We start from the raw sequence: 18,027 nt of genomic DNA, 5'->3' as shown, positions 1-18,027 counted from the left end.
GGGCGGGGCGGTTTGCGGGATGGGTCCGTTCGCCTCGTACGGCCAGGTGGTTCGCCGTTTCCGTACGCTTGCCGCATGATCCTCGACCGGCTCACCCCCGTGGACGGCGCGCTGCCCGGTGCCCTGCTCACCGAGGTCACCGAGCTGTACGCCGCCAACCGGCAGTTCTTCGCGCTCAGCGGTGACTTCCCCGATCCGGACGACATCCGGATCGGCCAGGTCGCCACCGAGCTCGCCCGTGACCTGCGGCATCCGGACACCGAGGTGCTGCTCGCCCGCGGCGAGGGCCGGCTGACCGGGATCGCCATCACCCTCGCGCACCACCCGGACCCGGCGGACCCCGACCCGTGGATCGGGCTCCTGATGGTCGCGCCCCAACGGCAGGGATACGGGCGCCGGTTGGCGCAGCTGGTCGAGGACCGTTTCCGTGCGGACGGGCGCAAGGCGGTGAAGCTGGCCGTGCTGCAGAACAATCCGCGGGCGATGGCCTTCTGGTCCGCGCTCGGCTATCTCGTGATCGGCCAGCGCGAGGACCGGCGGCGGAACCGGCCGTGCGCGATCCTGCGCAAGGAGCTCTGAGGCCCGGTCCGCGGGGCGCCACCTACCCGTGCGCCGGCCGTCACTGACCCGGTACCTCGATGCCGGCCGCGCGCAGCCTCGCCTCGACCAGGGCGTTCAGGCGGGCGATGGCCGGCGACTGGTCCTCCCGGTGGCGGTTGACCACCGCGTAGCGGGAGGTGGCGTCGGAGCGCTTGCGGCTCGCGGGCGGCATCGCCAGCGTCGCGCGGTCGGCAAGCAGGTTGTCGGCCACCGCGGCCGCGAGTTCCTCGATCCGCGGATCGTCGCGGTCCCACGTCCGCGCCTCCCAGCTGCGCTTGGTCAGGTCGACGAACTCGGGTGAACGGAGCCGGCGTTCGAGGTGGGACAGGAACGTGTCGCAGACTTCGGGGGCCACTGCCCGCGCCAGCACCAGGGCTTCGCGCTGAGTGTCCACGTAGTCGGGACTGAAGCCGAGCACGGTGAGCCGGTCCAGGACCGCGCAGGCCCGTTCGGGCAGCAACACCCTGTCTCCGTGGGCCAGTTGGTGCAGGGTGTCGCGGCGCGCGAGCAGCTCGTCGATCCGCTCAGTGAGCCGGCGGTGCACGTCGTCCATGGCCGCGGCGAACTCTTCGGAATCGGCGTCGAGCAGCTCGCCGATCTCGGCCAGCGGCACCCCCGCGGCGGCCAGCGTCCGCACCTGGACGAGCCGGAGCAGGTCCGCGGAGCCGTATCGCCGGTATCCGGAGCTGTCGCGCCCGGGTTCCTCGACGAGTCCGAGCCGGTGGTAGTGCCGAACGGTCTTGACCGTGACACCGACGAACGCGGCCGCCTGACTGATGGTGCATCCGGCCTTCGTCCGTGCGCTTGCCCTGTGGTCCATCACAGGAACGACCTTACGGAAAAAGGGGGTTGAGGTTGACCTCGGGTCAGGGTGCACGCTCGGGTCATCGCCGCTCGACGAGGGCGGTGGCGACCGGGCCGCCGACGGAGCGAGCGCCGCTGACGAGGGGATTCATCATGTCCGCGAACCTGTCCACGAACCCGGCCACGAACCTGTCCACGAACAGCAAGGGCTTCTCCCGCGCAGGGATCGCCCGTCTGCACGACGTACTGGAGCGGCACATCGAGTCGAAGCGGATCCCCGGGCTCGTCGCCCTGGTGAGCCGCGGCGGCGAGACGCATGTCGAGGCGCTGGGCACGATGCGCCACGAGGGCGGCGCCCCGATGCGCCGGGACACGATCTTCCGGATGGCCTCGGTGTCCAAGCCGGTCTCGATGGCGGCGACGATGGTGCTGCTCGACGAGTGCCGGATGCGCCTGGACGATCCGGTGGACGAGTGGCTGCCCGAGCTCGCCGACCGCAAGGTGCTCAAGCGGCCCGACGGACCGCTCGACGAGACCGTGCCGGCGGACCGGCCGATCACCGTACGGGACCTGATGACCTGCACGATGGGGCTCGGTATGGACTTCGAGCTGATGCAGTCGCCGATCAGGACCGCCACGTTCGAGGCCACCGACTACAGCATCGCCTCCGGTCCCGCGCCGCACCAGGACGAGTGGATGCGTCGCCTGGGCGAGCTGCCGCTGCAGTACCAGCCCGGTGCGCGGTGGCAGTACGACCTCGCCAGCGAGGTGACGGGTGTGCTGGTCTCGCGGATCGTGGGCCGGCCCTTCGAGGACTTCCTGCGCGAGCGCGTCCTCGATCCGCTGGGCATGAAGGACACCGGCTTCCACGTGCCCGCCGCGAAGATCGACCGGCTGCCCGTGCAGTACGGGCCCGACCCGGTGACCGGCGAGTTCCACGTCTGGGACGAGGCCGAGGGCGGACGCCTCAGCAGGCCGCAGGAGTTCCAGGGCGCGGGCGGCGGCCTCGTCTCCACCGTCGACGACTACGACGCGTACTTCCGGATGCTGCTGGGCGGCGGTGTGCACAACGGCGAACGGGTCCTGTCGCGGGCCGCCGTGGAGCTGATGACGACGAACCGCCTCTCCCCCGAACTGCTCGCCGGCCGCAGCGCCATGTACCGGAGCGTCGCGCACCTCGTGCCCGGCATGGGGCAGCACGGCGGCTGGGGCTACGGGATGGCGGTGCGCACGTTCCGCAGTGACTACGCGCCCGTCGGCCAGTTCGGCTGGGACGGCGGCACCGGCACCACCGTGTACGCCGACCGGGAGAACCAGCTCACCGGTGTCCTGTTCACCCAGGTCGGACTCTCGAATCAGTATTCACCGCGCCTCATCCATGACTTCTGGGCCACGCTGTACCAGTCCATCGACGACTGAGCGCCTGCCTTCGAAGCCGGGAGATCCGTGACATGACGCGCCACAAGCAGTTGCTGCAAGTCGGTCAAGTCGAGCTGTGTGTCGAGACGTTCGGCGACAGGGCCGATCCCGCCGTCCTGCTCATCATGGGCGGCGGGGCCTCGATGGACTGGTGGGAGGACGCGTTCTGCGAACGGCTCGCCGCCGGGCCCCGGTTCGTCATCCGCTACGACCACCGGGACACGGGCGAGTCCGTCGGTTACGAGCCCGGCGCTCCCGGCTACACGGGCGAGGACCTCGTCTCCGACCCGGTGGGCGTGCTCGACGCCCTCGGTATCGCGCGCGCCCACGTCGTCGGCCTGTCGATGGGCGGCGGCATCGCCCAGGCCCTGGTGGTCGCGCACCCCGACCGTGTCGCCACGCTCACCTTGATGTCGACGTCCGCGGGCGGCGAGAACCTGCCGCCCATGGCGAAGGAGCTCCAGGCCGCGTTCTCCGCCCCGGCGCCCGAACCGGACTGGTCCGACCGGGAGTCCGTGCTCGACTACCTGGTCGAGGACGCCCGCCTGTACGCGGCCCCTTCGCGCACCTTCGAGACGGAGGCCATGCGCGCGCTCATCGGCCGCGTCTACGACCGCACCACGAACATGGCCTCGGCGATGAACCACTTCCTGCTCGACGGCGCAGGCGGCGCCACGCACGCGCAACTCGCCAGGGTGAGCGCGCCGACGCTGGTCCTGCACGGCACCGAGGACCCGATGTTCCCGTACGAGCACGGGCAGGCCCTCGCGCAGGTGATCCCGGGCGCCCGGCTCGTACCGCTGGAGCGGACCGGTCATGAGATTCCCGAGGCGGCGTGGGACGTGGCGATCCCGGAGATCCTGCGGCACACGGAGGGGTAAGCGGTCGAACGGCGGGGAGTTCAGGGCGACTTGGGCTTCCCGTCCCCGTACAGCCAAGGCCCCCACACCGCGTCGAGGTTCTTGCCGGCCGTCTTCTCCGCGTACGCCGTGAAGTCCGCCGTATCCGCGTTGCCGTGGCGGTACTCGGCCGCCCAGCCCTTGATGAGGGCGAAGAAGGTGCGGTCGCCGACCGACTCACGGATTTTGTGCAGGACCATCGCGCCGCGCCCGTACACCGGGGCGTCCGAGATCACCGAGGCGTCCGTGGGTTCGGCGGGCGGGTAGGCCCAGAGTTCGGCGTCGTCGCCCTCGTAGAGCGCGTCGAAGGTCTCCTGTGCGGTGTCGCCGCCGTGGTCCTCCTCCCAGAGCCATTCCGCGTACGTGGCGAAGCCTTCGTTGAGCCACATGTCCTGCCAGCTCTTCGGCGTCACGGAGTTGCCGTACCACTGGTGGGCCAGTTCGTGGACCAGGGTCTCCAGGTCGGGGGCGCCGGGGAAGACGGGCTTGGTCTGGGTCTCCAGGGCATAGCCCGCGGCGCCTTCGCGGCCGACGATCGCGCCGGTGGAGGAGAAGGGGTAGGGGCCGAAGCGGCTCTCGGACCACTTCATGATCTCGGGGATCCGGGCCAGGACGCCGGCGCTCTGCTCGGCCTCGGAGGGGTCGACGGCCGTGAACACGGGCAGGCCGTCGTCGGTCTTCGAGGCCTTCGTCCCGTACGGGCCGATCGCGACGGTCGCGAGATAGCTCGCCATGGGTTCGCCGGTGTGCCAGGTGAAGGTGGTGCGGCCGTCGGCGGACTTCTCGGACTTCAGCTCGCCGTTGGAGATCGCCTCGAGCCCCTCGGGGACGGTGACCTCGATGTCGTACGCGGCCTTGTCGCTCGGGTGGTGGTTGCCCGGGAACCAGGCCTTGGAGCCGGTCGGTTCGCCGAGCGCGAGCGCACCTTCGTCGGTGGGGAGCCAGCCCTCTTCGGAGCCGTCCTCGTCGGTGATCGTCCGCGGTTCGCCGGAGTAGCGGACGCGGGTGACGAAGGTGCTGCCCTCGGGGAGTTCGTCGTCGGGGCGGACGGTGAGCTCGTCGGCGGCGCGGTTGAAGCGGGCGGCCTTGTCGTCGACGGTGACGGACTCCACGTCCAGACCGTGCAGGTCGAGGTTGAAGGCGCTCAGGCTCTTGCCCGCCTTCGCCGTGATCACGGTTTCGCCGGTCAGCTCGCGCTCGTCCGGGTCGTACGCGAGCTCGATCCCGTAATGCGTGACGTCGTAGCCGCCGTTGCCGAGCAGCCGGAAATACGGGTCGCGCAGGCCCGCGGCGCCCGGGGTGCCCTGCACTCCCGAGCCGGCACAGGCCGTGAGCAGCAGGCCGCAGACGACGGCGCCCACGACCTGGCGGGCCGTGGGTGCGAAGGGAACGGCCGGGCGGTGGGGCGCCCGGCGATCGGGGTGGAAGAGCACCCGGCGATCATATGAGGGTTATGCGAGGTTTGGGCCGCGCGAGGGGCCGGTGGGTGGGCGAGGGGTGCCGCCGTTGCGGAGCGGCACCCCTCTTCACCCCAACCCGACTGAACTGCTTACGCGTTCAGCGGACTGCTTACTTGCTCAGGGCGGCGACGCCGGCCTGGGCGATCTTCTCGTCGATGTCGCCGGACGGGGCGCCGGCCACGCCGATGCCCGCGATCGGGCCGCCCTTGGCGGCGACCGGGGCGCCGCCACCGAGGAAGAGGGTGCCGGGGATGTCCTTCAGGGTCGGCGCGGACTCGAGGCGCTTGACCAGCTCGGAGGTCGGGGCGTTCCAGGAGACGGCGGTGAACGCCTTCTTCTCGGCGGCCTCGTAGGACTGCGGGCCCGCACCGTCGCCACGCATGGTGAGGATGGTGTTGCCGTTGCGGTCGACGACCGCGACGGTGACGCGCTGGTTCTGCTTCTTGGCCTCGTCCAGGGCGGCGTCGGCGGCCTTGGCCGCGGCCTCGATGGTGAGGTGGTTCGTCTGCATGACGTTCTTGTTGGCGGCCTCGGCCGGCTTGTCGGCGGCGGACGCGGACACGGCGCCGAAGGTGCCGGCGGCCAGGGTGGCGGCGACAGCGGTACCGGTCAGAACGCGGGTGCGCAGCGAAAGCTTCTTCATGGTGAGCTCCTGAGAGTCGGGGTGAGGTGCCTCGGTGGCTCGCTCTGAGATCAATCCTGGGCCCGGAACCGGGGCCGAATGGTCGACGTACCGGCTGCTGTCGGCTCGCGGTACGGCGTATACCTGCGTCAACCGATCGGTTGACGCAGGGCGGGACCTTTGGGGTCACGATGGAAGGGTCGAAGGGAGTGCGCGGTGCTGAAAGAGCAGGTCAGCGGTGGTAACGCTGACCATGATCCGGATGCCGGCTGGCTGGCCCGGATCATGCACATCACCTTCTTCGCGCTGCTCGGCGCCTCGCTCGTCCGCTTCCTCCTTCGGCATCCCGGGGAGGCGCGGACGCCTTGGATCATCGCGTTCAGCGTCCTGCTCGCGCTGCTTTACGTGCTCGGTCCCGCGCTCGGCGCCCGGCCCACTCCGCGCTGGATGCTCTGGCTCGGGGCCGTCGTCGGCGTCTGGGTCGTCCTGGTGCTGCTCGCGCCCAGCTTCACGTGGTGCGCGGTGCCGCTCTTCTATACGGGCCTGCGCACCCTTCCCGTACGGCCGGCGCTCAGCCTGGTCGTCCTCCTTACCGGGTTCGTGGTGGTCGCCCAGATGCGGCTCGCCGACGAGTTCGACCCGAACCTCCTGGTCGCACCGCCCGCGGTCGCGGCCCTCGCGGTCGCCGTCTTCGTCCATATGCGGCGCCAGTCCGAGCGCCTTGCCGCGATCCAGCGCCGCGAGGGCACCCTCGCCGAGCGGCAGCGCCTCGCCATGGAGATCCACGACACCCTCGCGCAGGGCCTGTCCTCGCAGCGCATGCTGCTCCAGGCCGCCGATCGCGTATGGGAGTCGGACCCGGACAAGGCCCGCACCCATGTCCGTACGGCGGGATCCTTCGCCGAGCGCAATCTCGCCGAGGCCCGCCGCTTCGTGCACGACCTCGCCCCGGCCGATCTGGCCGAGGGCGGCGGGCTCGCGGCGGCCCTGACGGCGCTCGCCGAGCGGTCGACTACGGACACGCTCGCCGTGCGCTGCCGTATCGAAGGGCCCGCGCGGGCGCTGCCCGACCGCGTGGAGTCGGCGCTCCTGCGGATCGCGCAGGGCGCCCTCGCGAACATCACCGAGCACTCCGGCGCCTCGGCCGCCGCGCTCACCCTCACGTTCCTCGACGACCAGGTCGTCCTCGACATCGCCGACAACGGCCGCGGCTTCGACCCCGCGGGCGTCACGCCGACCGGGGTACGCGGGCACGGACTGCCCGCGATCCGCGCCCGCGCGGGCCAGCTCGGAGGCATCCTGACCGTCGAGTCCGCGCCCGGCGAGGGCACCGTCCTGTCCGCCGCCATCCCCCTGGAGCACCGCCCATGACCTCTCTGGAGCACCGCCCATGACCGAGATCGAGACCCCGTCCATCCGTGTGCTGCTCTGCGACGACCATGTGGTCGTGCGGGCCGGCCTGCTCGCGCTGCTCGACAGCGCGCCCGGGATCGAGGTCGTCGGCGAGGCCGGCAGCGGCGAGGAGGCGGTGGCGCTCGCGGAGAAGCTGCGGCCCGACGTGGTCCTGATGGACCTCCAGCTGGGCGCGGGCATCGACGGGGTCGAGGCGACCCGGCAGATCGCGCCCACCGGCGTGCATGTCCTGGTCCTGACCACGTACGACACGGACGCGGACATCACGCGGGCGATCGGCGCGGGCGCGACGGGCTATCTGCTGAAGGCCGAGCGCCCCGAGGAGCTCTTCTCGGCCATCCACGCCGCGGCCCAGGGCCGCACCACGCTCTCGCCCCCGGTGGCCAGCATCGTGATGGCCCGGATGCGCAGCCCGCAGCCGACGCTGACCGAGCGCGAACTGGAGATCCTCGGCCAGCTCGCGCAGGGCCTGGGCAACCGCGACATCGCCCGTGCCCTGTTCATCAGCGAGGCCACGGTGAAGACCCACCTGGGCCGCATCTACGACAAGCTCGGGGTGGATACGCGGGCGGGCGCCGTGTCGGTGGCGAAGGAGCAGCGGCTGCTGGGCTGAGGGCGGGACGGGTGGTGGAGCAGCGGCTGCTCGGCTGAGTCCGGGCCGTGGCGTGGCGCGTGGGACGATCACGTACGTGCTCGACATCGGCTACGCCCTCTCCAACCGCTTCCCGGACCCCCCGCAGCTGGACTACCGCCGCGCGGACGTCCGCGTCCTGCGGCACGACCTGTTCTGCGGTGACGTCTACCTCGCGGACACGGAGAAGGACGAGGAACTGTCCACAGCCTGGGGATGGGTCCCGGTCCTCGACTTCGCGTGGGCGCTGTGCGACATCGTGGAACGCCTCGACGAGGACCCGATGGGCAGCCGGGCCGCCCGCCCCCAGTACGCCGAACTCGACTTCACCGAATCCTCCGACCGCCTGCTCTTCGAGCGCCGCTTCGGCTGGGTCGAGATCGAGGCGGAGTGGCTCCCGGGCGACACCCCGCCCCTGACCTTCTCCCACTCGCTGCTGCGCCGCGAGGCCCGCGACTTCCTTCAGGACGTGGTGGCGGACCTGGTGGATCTGCACGAGGACCTGGGCGAGAACCCGGTGATCTGGGATCTGCTGTCGCGGTTTCCGCGGGTCTGAGCGTGCCTGGCGGAGGGGCGGGCCCGTCAGGAGTGGCAGTCGACGGCCACGACGTACACATCCGGGTCGAGCCCATCGAGGTAGGCGGCTGCGCGCTCCACGTACGCGGCCTCTGCCGACGCCGTCGTCTCGAAGGCCCACGGCCGTTCGATCCACGCGCCCTCCAGGGTGAGCAGCACGACGCCGGTCACCGCCTCGTCGCGGGCCTCGCGCACATAGGCCGCACGGCCGCCGGCGAACTGACCGACCGGGTCCCAGAAGGAGAGCTCGGACACCTCGGCCGCGGCCGCCACGGCAGGCTGTGCGCGGTAATCGTCGCGGGCCTCGTCCTTGCTGTACGTACCGGGGTCGGCCTGGTGCCGCTCGAGGAAGTGCTGCCACGGCTTCGCAGCGGGCAGCCCTTGCACGGCCGACTCCCAGCGGTCGTACAACGTGGCGGCCTCCTCGCCCCGCCTTCTTCGCATGGCCTCGAGATCAAGCAGGCCCACGGGTCCACCGTCGCAGGCCAGGGGCTTGGCGGGCGCATCCTTGTTGGTCCAGGACCGCTCGCCGTTCACCAGCCGCGGGTCACCGTCGGCTTCCGGCCGGCACAGGAAGTGGCCGGACCATCGGCCGCCGATCTGGTACCAGTCCCATTCGCTCTGCGGGTTGTAGGTGACCATGCGGTAGGCGTGCCCGTCCTCGTCGACGAGCATCGGCGACTCGTCGGAGTAGGCCCTGTTGTACGACTCGGCGACCTCCGCCCACGTGGTGGTTCCGGGCAGCTTCCGCTCCGTAACGCTCCAGTGCTCACACGGCGGGCCCGTCTCATCATCGCGCCATGGATCCACCTCCCCGTACAGGGAGAAGGGCGCAAGGGCGGTCTCCACCGCGCCCTCGATGCCCTCAGGCCGGGTGTCCGAAGGCAGGCAGACGAGAACCAGGGAGTGCATGACCAGTCCTCCAGACGGGTTGGCGCGCGGGCTCCAGCCGGATGCTGACACACCCGGACGCGCGCCCGCCCCTGCTTATCGCCGCACCACCGGCCACCGGCTGCCGCCTACCCCTCCACCCGCACTCCGATCGCCGCCGCGAACACCGGTGCCAGATCAAGGAGTTGAGCGGGCGAGATCGTCGCGCCCGACAGCCGGTCCACGCCCCGTGCGATCTCCAGCTCCCCGCACCGCCGCAGATCGACGTCCTTCATCCGTACGCCGGTGAAGTCCGCGGCCTTCAAGGCGCAGTCGACGAACTCGACGCGCTCCAGGCCGGCCCCGCCGAAGTCCGGCTCCACGAGCACGGCGCCCTCGAAGACGACATCCCGCAGCCGTGCCTTGCGCAGATTCAGGTAGTCGATCTTCCCGCCGCGGATCACCACCCGCTCCAGGACCGCCCCGTGCAGCTGCACGCCGCCCATCCGCGCATCCAGCAGCTCCACATCCCGCAACGACGCGTCCCCCAGATCGGTCCCCACGCCCCGTACGCCCGAAAGCCGTGTATCGATCAGCCGCGCGTGCTGGAGCCGCGCCTCGTCGAACGCGCAGTCCTGTACGAGGCAGTCCATGAACCGCGCCCCGGGCGCGTCCTGCCCGCCGAAGTCCCGGCCGCGCATCACCAACCCGTCGTAGTCCCCGTCGGGTTCGAGTCCCGCCTCCTCGAACTCCCTCAGCTCGGGGAGGTGGAACTCGGGCCGCCGGGCCCCTGTCGTCGTCGGTTTGCGCGCCATGGGGTCATGGTGGCGCACCCCACTGACAACGGCGGCTCACGGTTCCAGGACCACCTTGCCGACCGTCCCCCGCTCCTGAAGCGCGCGGTGCGCGGCCGCGGCGTCCGCCAGCGGGAAGCGGGTCACCGCGGGGCGCAGGACGCCCTCGGCGGCGAGCGCCAAGGCGCGGGTCTCCAGGGTGCGGACCGGGTTGTCGCCGCCCGCCTTCTGCATCATCGCCGGGCCGAGGGTCGTGACCGACTCCACGCCCCGGGCCGCGAGTTCACCGTCCGCGAAGTCGATCGGGCCCCCGTCGAGGCCCGATTCCGTCCAGCCGAAGACGAGGTGCTTGCCGCCCTCGCCGAGCAGGCCGACGGCCGCGCGGCCGGTCTCGCCGCCGACTCCGTCGAAGACGACGGTCGCCCGGCGGTCCGCGCCCAGGAACGCCCGTACGACAGAAGGCCATTCGGGATCGAGATAGTCGACGGCCAGGTCGGCGCCGTTCTCCCGTACGAGGGCGACTTTGCGCTCCCCGCCCGCGAGACCGATGACCGTGGCGCCCCGGGAGTTCGCGTACTGGACGAGGAAAGTGCCGAGGCCGCCCGCCGCCGCGGGGATCACGACCACCGAGTCCTTGTCCAGGTCGGCGAACTGGACGATGCCCATCGCGGTGCGGCCGGTGCCGATGAGGGCGACGGCCCCGGCCTCGTCGAGGCCGTCGGGGATCTCCTGGAGGCGGGTGGCGTCGACGACGGCGAGCTCGGCGTAGCCGCCGGGGGCGAAGCCGAGGTGGGTGACGACGCGCTTGCCCAGCCACTGGGCGTCGGTCCCCTCGCCGAGTGCCTCGACGACGCCGGCGACCTCGCGGCCGGGGATGGTCGGGAGCTCGACCGGTGCGGGGGCCGGGCCCTGGATGCCCTCGCGCAGGGCGGTGTCCAGGAGGTGGACGCCGGCTGCGCGGACCGTGATCCGCACCTGGCCGGGGCCTGGGTCGGGGTCGTCGGTCTTCTCGTACGTGAGGTTTTCGGCGGGGCCGAAGGTGTGGAGGCGGATGGCTTGCATGGGGTCCCCCTGGGTCGGGCTGCTGTTGCGCTCCACTGTTCAACCTCAAGCTTGGTTGAGGTCAAGGCCTGGGATTTCCCCTACCCGCCCCTTCCCGGCTGTGACATTTGCGGCTCCGCCGCGTGGGGGGCTCCGCCCCAGACCCCCTCATCCGAACTTCGTTCGGATCTGCTCAATCGCCGCAGGGGCTGAATTCACACCGCCCGTAGCCTGCGTGCCCCCAGCCGGCCGACCGCGAGACCCGCCGCCTCCACCCCGCTCGTGAACGACACCTCCGACAGCACCCCGGGCGCCGCCACCTGGTCACCCGCCAGGTAGATCCCGTCGCCTCGGTCGATCGCCGGCCGGTCGCGCCAGGTCGCGCCCGGCAGGTCGACCGCTCCGGTGCGGCCGGCGGCGAGGGCCTCGCGGCGCCATGTCAGGCGGTCGCGCCAGCCCGGGAACCCCAGGTCGAGCAGCCGCTCGGCGCGGGCGATCGCGGCCGCGCGGGGCTCGTCGGGGGCGAGCGGGATCTGGCCCTGGACGAGTTGTTCGCCGCGGGGTGCGAGCGAGCGGTCCTGGGCCGTGAAGCGCTCGATCCAGCCCGGCTCGTCGAGGTCCGAGACGATGAAGGCGTCACCGCGGCGCGTGCGCAGGCCGAGGTCGATGAGGGCCGTGCGGCCGCTCTCCCAGCGCAGCGCCTCGTCGCCGATGAGGCGGCGGGCCGCGTCGAGGGACGTGGCGACGATCACCGGTCCGTCCTCGGGGAGTTCGGCGAGCCGCGAGGCCGTCTCGATGCGTACACCGAGGTCCCAGGCGTGCGCGGCCATCCTGTCGATCACGGAGGACCAGCCGCCGACCGGGTAGTGCGCCTCCGGGGGCAGCTTGGCCGCGCGGCGCAGGCGCTCGTGCACGAAGCGGGCCGAGAGCGCGCCGGGGTCGTGGTGGAAGAGGGCGACCGCCGTGTAGTGGGCCGCGGCGCGGGCGCCCTCCTCGCCGACCTCGTCGGCGGCCCAGGAGAGGAAGTCCCGTTCCACCGGGGCCTGTTCGACGCTCCGGCGCAGCAGCTTGAGCAGGGCGAGCGGAGGCGTACGGCGCAGGGCGCCACCATGACGGAAACGGAACCGTGCGCCCTCGAGCGGCGGCACCGACGCGATCGGCCCGAGCAGTCCGCGCCGCTTGAGCCAGGCCCAGTGCGGGCCGCCGTTGTAGAGGGCGTGCGGGCCCTCGTTGGTCCGGTAGTGCCCGGTCACCGTCGTACGGGCGCGGCCGCCGAGGGTGTGGTGCGCCTCGTGCACGACGACCTGCGCGCCCGCCTCGGCGGCCGTGATCGCGGCGGTCAGTCCGGCGAACCCGCCGCCGATGATGGTGATGCCGTCCCTGCCCATGGCCATGACCTGCACTCTCCCTGTTCGCGGTTGCTGTCCTCACGTACCGACGGATGAGGGGGGCCGGGATGTGACATCGGCGGGCCGGGATGTGACATCAGCGCCCGAGGCGATTGCAGGGCCCGGCGCACAAGACGCGGGATTAGCCCATTTGTGCTGTTCTGGAGGTTATGAGCACGAGCGAACGCGGACCCGCGATACCCGTTCAGGAGCCCGACCCCACCCGCTGGTGGGGCCTCGTCGTCATCGCCCTCGCGCAGCTGATGGTGGTGCTCGACGCGACGATCGTGAACATCGCGCTGCCCTCCGCCCAGAAGGACCTGGGCATGTCGGACGCGAACCGGCAGTGGGTGATCACCGCGTACACCCTGGCGTTCGGCGGTCTGCTGCTGCTCGGCGGCCGGATCGCGGACCTCATCGGCCGCAAGCTCACCTTCGTGATCGGCCTGATCGGCTTCGCGGCCGCCTCGGCGCTCGGCGGCGCGGCGACCGGTTCCGGGATGCTGTTCGCGGCCCGCGCGCTTCAGGGTGTGTTCGCCGCCGTGCTCGCGCCGTCGGCGCTCTCACTGCTGACCACGACGTTCACGGACCCCAAGGAACGCGGCAAGGCCTTCGGCATCTACGGCGCCATCGCGGGCGGCGGCAGTGCGATCGGTCTGATCGCGGGCGGCCTGCTCACCGAGTACCTGAACTGGCGCTGGTGTCTGCTCGTCAACGTCCCCATCGCGGTCCTCGCGGTGATCGGCGCGTTCATGTTCCTGCACGACCGCGAGGGCCACCGCGAGGCCAAGCTGGACGTGCCCGGCGTGCTCCTGGGCTGCGGCGGACTGGTCGCGATCGTCTACGGGTTCAGCGAGGCGCAGCCGCGCGGCTGGTCCGACTCCCTGGTGCTCGCGCTGCTCATCGGCGGTGTGGCGCTGCTCGCGGTGTTCGTGTGGTGGCAGACCAAGGCCGCCAACCCGCTGCTTCCGCTGCACATCATCAAGGAGCGCAACCGCGCCGGCTGCTTCCTGACGATGGGCCTGGCGACGATCGGCATGTTCGGTCTGTTCCTGTTCATGACCTACTACCTTCAGGTCATCCTCGGCTATTCGCCGGTGAAGACGGGGCTGGCGTTCCTGCCGATGACGGTGGCGATCATCATCGGCTCGACGCAGATCTCGGCCCGTCTGATGCACCACGTCGCGCCGCGCCTGCTGATGGTGCCCGGCATGATCCTCGCGACGGTCGGCCTGATCATCCTCACCGGCCTGACCGTGCACGCCGAGTACGCCACCCACGTCCTGCCCGCGATGCTGCTGCTCGGCCTCGGTATGGGTCTGGTCTTCATGCCGGTGATGGCGACGGCCACGCAGGGCATCGCGCCGCAGGACTCCGGTGTCACCTCGGCGACCGTCAACACCTCGCAGCAGGTGGGCGGTTCGATCGGTACGGCGCTGCTCAACACCATCGCGACCTCCACCTCGGCCACGTACATCACCTCGCACCTGGCCGACGCGGCCCGCGAATCGGGCCAGGCCCCGACCGACCAGATGAAGCAGCTGGTCGGCGCGGAGGGCATCGTGCACGGCTATACGGTCGCGATCTGGTGGGCGGCCGGGATCATGCTGCTCGGCGCGGTGGTCGCCGCTCTGATGGTCACGGCCCGCGCGCCCCGGCACGACGCTCCGGCGGAAGGCCACGCGGAGGCCGAGGCGAACACGGGCGTGATCCTCTAGCGCCTGTCGCCCGCGGTCAGTTGCTCCCGAGCTTCTCCAGCGCCACGTCCGTCAGCCGGTACACCGTCCACTCGTCCTGCGGCCGCGCGCCCAGGGCCTCGTAGAAGGCGATCGACGGCGCGTTCCAGTCGAGCACCGACCACTCCAGGCGGCCGTAGCCGCGCTCCACGCAGATCCGGGCCAGCTCGGTGAGCAGCGCCTTGCCGTGGCCGCCGCCGCGCGCCTCGGGGCTTACGTAGAGATCCTCGAGGTAGATGCCGTGGACGCCGCGCCAGGTCGAGAAGTTGAGGAAGTAGACACAGAAGCCGACCGGCTCGCCCGCCTCGTTCTCGGCGATCAGGCTGTACGCGGCGGGCTGCTCGCCGAAGAGCGCGGTGTGCAGCTGCTCCTGGGTGGCGTTGGCCTCCTCGGGCGCCTTCTCGTACGTGGCCAGATCACGGACCATCTGGTGGATGACGGGGATGTCGGCGGGGGTCGCGGTGCGAATCATGGGCGCACGGTAGCCCGGCGCTCCAGGAGCAGCCGCCCGATTTCCAGCTGCTGAGACTGGAACTCGCTCTCGTAGAACTCCTCGTCCTCGATCGCCCACAGCGAGTTCTGCAGCACCCTTCCGAGCGTCCAGGCCGCGGCCCGCTGCCGGTCGAGCCCGCACGCCTCGGTCAACAGGTCGAAACGCCACAGGACTTCGGCCGGATCGTAGAGATTGTCGAGTGCGGGCATCAGGTCGAAGCCCGGGTCGCCGGCGAGCGGCTTGGGGTCGATGGCGAGCCACGGCTCGCGCCCGGCGGCGAGGATGTTGTCGAAGTGCAGGTCCCAGTGCAGGAGCCGGTCGCCGGGCTCGTCGATCACCTCGCGCACCTGGGCGGCGCAGGCGAGGACCAACTGCCGGTCGCCCTCCGCCAGTTCCCGTACGGCCTCGGGCGTCTCGTCGAGCATGTCCCGCGCGATCGTCTCCAGGGTGCGCAGTCCGGGCGGCGCGGGGACGGCGGTGAGGCGGGCGAGGAGCCCGGCGAGGATCCGGGTGGCTTCGCGGGAGTCGTCGAGGGCCGACAAGTGGCGGCTCTCGTCGAGGCGTTCGAGCAGCATGGTGCCGGTCGCGACGTCATGGTCGAGGAGCCGGACCGCCCCGTCTCCGTCCCAGGTCCGCAGCCCCACGGGCTCGCCCTCGCTCTCCTCGTCGAGGAGCTGGAGCTTCAGGGCGGCCGGGGTGCCGTCCGCGCGCTCGACCGGGAGCACCAGCGAGGCCATGCCGTACATCGAGGGGCCGGTGCGCTTGAGCTCCCAGCGCTCCAGGAACTCCGCTGCCCGGCCGGGCAGCGCGGCGATGAACGCGCGCCCCTGCTCGCCGTTGTACTTGATCTGGCTGGTGGCCAGCTCTTCGGGGACCTCGATCATTCCCAGATCGTACGAGGGGCAAGGCCCCGGAGACGGTACGAGGCTCGGGACCCCGGAGATCGTACGAGGGTCAGGACCCCAGGGCCTTGGTGAAGCCGTCCGCCGTGAACAGCCCCTCGCGGGTCTCGATCTTCTCGCCGTCGATCAGGACGGCCGGGGTCCCGCGCTCGCCGCTCGCCTCGAAGGCCTGCTCGGACTTCTTCACCCAGTCCTTGTACGTCATGTCCTTGACCGCCTTGTCGAAGGCGGCGCTCCGCAGCCCCTTCACCTGGCCGGCGATCTTCAGCAGATGGTCCGTGGTGTACGCGCCCGCGGAGCCCTCCTCGGGCTGGCTCGCGTAGAGCGCCGCGTGGTACTCGGCGAACTTGCCCGCGTCGAGCGCGGCCCGCAGCGCGTTGGCGGCCCGGGTCGAGGGACCGTCGGCGCCTTGGTCGAGGAAGGACGCGACCGTGTACTCGGCCTTCGCCTTGCCGTCCCGGATCGCCTTGGCAAGCCCTTCGCCGCCGCCCGTCTCGAACTTCGCGCAGAACGGGCACTGCGGGTCGAGGTACACCCTCACCGTGTGCGGGGCGTCCGCCTTGCCGACGACGACCGTGGTGCCGTCGGCGGCGAGCTTTGCGGGCAGGCCCGCGAAGAGCTCGGCGTCGGCGGCGGGCTTGGCGGCCAGGGCGGCGCTCGTGCCCGTCCCACCGCTGTCGGTGGACGAACAGGCCGCCGCGGAAACGCCGAGCGCGGCGACGGCGGCGAGCGTGACGAGCGCGCGGCCGTACCTGCGTACGGGCTCGGCGCCTGCGTTCCTGCGTGCGGGCATGATCCAGACCTCCGGGGCGATGGTTCCGGAGGGAAGACGGGCCGCGGCCCGACCCCGTTACGGGTCAAAGGTCCCCCGCCCTGCCGCCATCAGGCCCGCGTCCGCTACCTTCCGGCCATGAACGCGTCAGCAGCGAGCACGGTGAACGGCGGCATCTCCTTCTGGTACGCCGATCAGCCCACCCCCACCCCCCGCGAACCGCTCGCCGGCGACGCGAGCGCCGATGTCTGCATCGTGGGCGGCGGATACACAGGGCTGTGGACGGCGTACTACTTGAAGAAGGCCGCGCCCTTTCTCCGGATCACGCTCCTGGAGCAGAAGTTCTGCGGTTACGGCGCCTCCGGCCGCAACGGCGGCTGGCTCTACAACGGCATCGCGGGACGCGACCGGTACGCCGCCAAGCACGGCAAGGACGCCGCGATGCGCCTCCAGGAGGCCATGAACGCGACGGTCACGGAAGTCGTCGAGACCGCTGCGACCGAGGGCATCGACGCGGACATCCACCACGGCGGCGTTCTCGAAGTGGCGTACACACCCGCCCAGTTGAGCCGCCTCAAGGCCTTCCACGAGGCCGAGCTGGCATACGGCGAGAAGGACCGGCTGCTGCTCGGCGCCCGCGAGACGGCTGCCCGTATCCGCATAGCCGGGGCCGTCGGCTCGTCCTGGACGCCGCATGGCGCACGCATCCATCCGGTGAAGCTGGTCACCGGGCTTGCGCGCGCGGTCGAGGAACTGGGCGTGGTGATCCACGAGTCCACGCCCGTGACGGAGATCCGCCCCAAGCACGCGGTCACGCCGTACGGCACCGTCCGCGCGCCGTACGTCCTGCGCTGCACGGAGGGGTTCACGGCGGCCCTCAAGGGCGAGAAGCGGACCTGGCTCCCCATGAACTCCTCGATGATCGCCACCGAACCGCTCACCGACGCACAGTGGGAGCGCATCGGCTGGGCGGGCCGCGAGGCGCTCGGCGACATGGCGCACGCGTACATGTACGCCCAGCGCACGGCGGACGGGCGGATCGCGCTCGGGGGGCGCGGGGTCCCGTACCGCTTCGGCTCGAAGACGGACAACGACGGCCGCACGCAGCCCGCGACCATCGACGCACTGCGCGAGATCCTCGTCCGCCTCTTCCCCTCCTTGGCCGGTGTGCGGATCGACCACGCCTGGTCCGGGGTGCTCGGCGTCCCGCGCGACTGGTGCGCGACCGCCACCCTCGACCGCTCCACGGGCCTCGGCTGGGCGGGCGGCTACGTCGGCTCGGGCGTCGCCACCGCCAACCTGGCCGGCCGCACCTTGCGCGACCTCGTCCAACAGGACTCGGGCCAGGCGGGCCCGACCGATCTCACCACACTCCCCTGGGTCAACCACAAGGTCCGCAAGTGGGAGCCCGAGCCGGCACGTTGGCTCGGCGTCCACGGCCTGTACGCGGCGTACCGGACAGCGGACCGCCGCGAGACGTCCTCCCACTCCGCCACGACGGACGGGCTGGCGCGGCTTGCGGACCGGCTGAGCGGGCGGTAGCCCCCCAGCGGAGGCCGCCTAAGGGCGGGCTCGCTCGGCCCCTGCGGGCCGCGCTCCCCGCGGGG

Annotated in this window: 18 protein-coding genes; 8 read left to right on the top strand and 10 right to left on the bottom strand. The window is 71.4% G+C overall.

From position 1 onward, the window contains the following. Nucleotides 1-75: 75 nt before the first annotated feature. Entirely contained in the window at nucleotides 76-579 is a 504-nt protein-coding gene (locus G6045_RS29670; protein ID WP_165335226.1) for a GNAT family N-acetyltransferase, read from the top strand. Nucleotides 580-619: 40 nt separating this feature from the next. Here G6045_RS29670 and G6045_RS29665 read toward each other — a convergent pair whose 3' ends face one another. Then, nucleotides 620-1,420, bottom strand: a complete 801-nt coding sequence (locus G6045_RS29665; RefSeq protein WP_165335225.1) for a MerR family transcriptional regulator — start codon at nucleotides 1,418-1,420, stop codon at nucleotides 620-622. A 137-nt stretch (nucleotides 1,421-1,557) separates the two neighbouring features. Between G6045_RS29665 and G6045_RS29660 the strand changes: the two genes are divergently transcribed. Then, nucleotides 1,558-2,823, top strand: a complete 1,266-nt coding sequence (locus G6045_RS29660) for a serine hydrolase domain-containing protein (protein ID WP_165335224.1) — start codon at nucleotides 1,558-1,560, stop codon at nucleotides 2,821-2,823. 32 nt (nucleotides 2,824-2,855) lie between these two features. Beyond that, nucleotides 2,856-3,704: an alpha/beta fold hydrolase gene (locus G6045_RS29655; protein ID WP_165335223.1), complete on the top strand. Its 849-nt coding sequence runs from the start codon at nucleotides 2,856-2,858 to the stop codon at nucleotides 3,702-3,704. 20 nt (nucleotides 3,705-3,724) lie between these two features. On the opposite strand, the gene G6045_RS29650 is transcribed toward G6045_RS29655, so the two are convergent. Together G6045_RS29650 and G6045_RS29645 are read right to left on the bottom strand one after the other, a co-directional pair. After that, nucleotides 3,725-5,155, bottom strand: coding sequence for a M1 family metallopeptidase (locus G6045_RS29650; protein WP_408056379.1), 1,431 nt, complete (start codon nucleotides 5,153-5,155; stop codon nucleotides 3,725-3,727). Between the two features lie 136 nt (nucleotides 5,156-5,291). After that, complete coding sequence (locus G6045_RS29645; protein WP_165335222.1) at nucleotides 5,292-5,825, bottom strand: GlcG/HbpS family heme-binding protein; 534 nt, start codon at nucleotides 5,823-5,825, stop codon at nucleotides 5,292-5,294. 195 nt (nucleotides 5,826-6,020) lie between these two features. On the opposite strand from G6045_RS29645, the gene G6045_RS29640 reads away from it, so the two are divergent. The 3 genes from G6045_RS29640 to G6045_RS29630 all read left to right on the top strand — a co-directional run bounded on the left by G6045_RS29640 (nucleotide 6,021) and on the right by G6045_RS29630 (nucleotide 8,404). Continuing rightward, a complete protein-coding gene (locus G6045_RS29640; RefSeq protein ID WP_328707945.1) occupies nucleotides 6,021-7,175 on the top strand; it encodes a sensor histidine kinase in 1,155 nt (384 codons plus the stop codon). A 19-nt stretch (nucleotides 7,176-7,194) separates the two neighbouring features. Beyond that, complete coding sequence (locus tag G6045_RS29635; protein WP_165335221.1) at nucleotides 7,195-7,830, top strand: response regulator; 636 nt, start codon at nucleotides 7,195-7,197, stop codon at nucleotides 7,828-7,830. Nucleotides 7,831-7,906: 76 nt separating this feature from the next. Beyond that, entirely contained in the window at nucleotides 7,907-8,404 is a 498-nt protein-coding gene (locus tag G6045_RS29630; RefSeq protein ID WP_165335228.1) for a hypothetical protein, read from the top strand. Nucleotides 8,405-8,430: 26 nt separating this feature from the next. Here the strand turns inward: G6045_RS29630 and G6045_RS29625 are convergent, their stop codons facing one another. From G6045_RS29625 to G6045_RS29610, 4 genes are all read right to left on the bottom strand, one after another. After that, nucleotides 8,431-9,336, bottom strand: coding sequence for a hypothetical protein (locus G6045_RS29625; RefSeq protein WP_165335220.1), 906 nt, complete (start codon nucleotides 9,334-9,336; stop codon nucleotides 8,431-8,433). A gap of 107 nt (nucleotides 9,337-9,443) precedes the next feature. Further along, the gene (locus G6045_RS29620) at nucleotides 9,444-10,109 is read right to left on the bottom strand and encodes a pentapeptide repeat-containing protein (RefSeq protein ID WP_165335219.1); all 666 of its coding nucleotides are present in this window, start codon (nucleotides 10,107-10,109) and stop codon (nucleotides 9,444-9,446) included. A gap of 36 nt (nucleotides 10,110-10,145) precedes the next feature. Then, complete coding sequence (locus G6045_RS29615) at nucleotides 10,146-11,150, bottom strand: zinc-binding dehydrogenase (protein WP_165335218.1); 1,005 nt, start codon at nucleotides 11,148-11,150, stop codon at nucleotides 10,146-10,148. 194 nt (nucleotides 11,151-11,344) lie between these two features. Further along, nucleotides 11,345-12,517, bottom strand: coding sequence for an NAD(P)-binding protein (locus G6045_RS29610; protein ID WP_165335227.1), 1,173 nt, complete (start codon nucleotides 12,515-12,517; stop codon nucleotides 11,345-11,347). 170 nt (nucleotides 12,518-12,687) lie between these two features. On the opposite strand from G6045_RS29610, the gene G6045_RS29605 reads away from it, so the two are divergent. Then, nucleotides 12,688-14,235: a DHA2 family efflux MFS transporter permease subunit gene (locus G6045_RS29605; protein WP_165335217.1), complete on the top strand. Its 1,548-nt coding sequence runs from the start codon at nucleotides 12,688-12,690 to the stop codon at nucleotides 14,233-14,235. 16 nt (nucleotides 14,236-14,251) lie between these two features. On the opposite strand, the gene G6045_RS29600 is transcribed toward G6045_RS29605, so the two are convergent. The 3 genes from G6045_RS29600 to G6045_RS29590 all read right to left on the bottom strand — a co-directional run bounded on the left by G6045_RS29600 (nucleotide 14,252) and on the right by G6045_RS29590 (nucleotide 16,441). Beyond that, nucleotides 14,252-14,725, bottom strand: a complete 474-nt coding sequence (locus G6045_RS29600; protein ID WP_165335216.1) for a GNAT family N-acetyltransferase — start codon at nucleotides 14,723-14,725, stop codon at nucleotides 14,252-14,254. Continuing rightward, nucleotides 14,722-15,630 carry an aminoglycoside phosphotransferase family protein gene (locus G6045_RS29595; RefSeq protein ID WP_165335215.1) on the bottom strand — a complete coding sequence of 303 codons (909 nt, stop codon included), beginning with the start codon at nucleotides 15,628-15,630 and terminating at the stop codon, nucleotides 14,722-14,724. Before G6045_RS29595 ends, G6045_RS29600 begins: the two co-directional genes overlap by 4 nt. Nucleotides 15,631-15,700: 70 nt before the next feature. Then, entirely contained in the window at nucleotides 15,701-16,441 is a 741-nt protein-coding gene (locus tag G6045_RS29590; protein ID WP_165335214.1) for a DsbA family protein, read from the bottom strand. A 117-nt stretch (nucleotides 16,442-16,558) separates the two neighbouring features. Here G6045_RS29590 and G6045_RS29585 point away from each other — a divergent pair, with 117 nt between their 5' ends. Then, nucleotides 16,559-17,962, top strand: a complete 1,404-nt coding sequence (locus G6045_RS29585; protein ID WP_165335213.1) for an NAD(P)/FAD-dependent oxidoreductase — start codon at nucleotides 16,559-16,561, stop codon at nucleotides 17,960-17,962. The last annotated feature ends 65 nt before the right edge of the window (nucleotides 17,963-18,027 follow it).

The organism is Streptomyces mesophilus (genome assembly GCF_011044995.1).
In the GTDB taxonomy this organism is placed as follows: Bacteria; Actinomycetota; Actinomycetes; order Streptomycetales; family Streptomycetaceae; genus Streptomyces; species Streptomyces mesophilus.
Note: the sequence above shows the minus strand (reverse complement) of the source record. Positions and strands in the feature narration are given on the sequence as shown.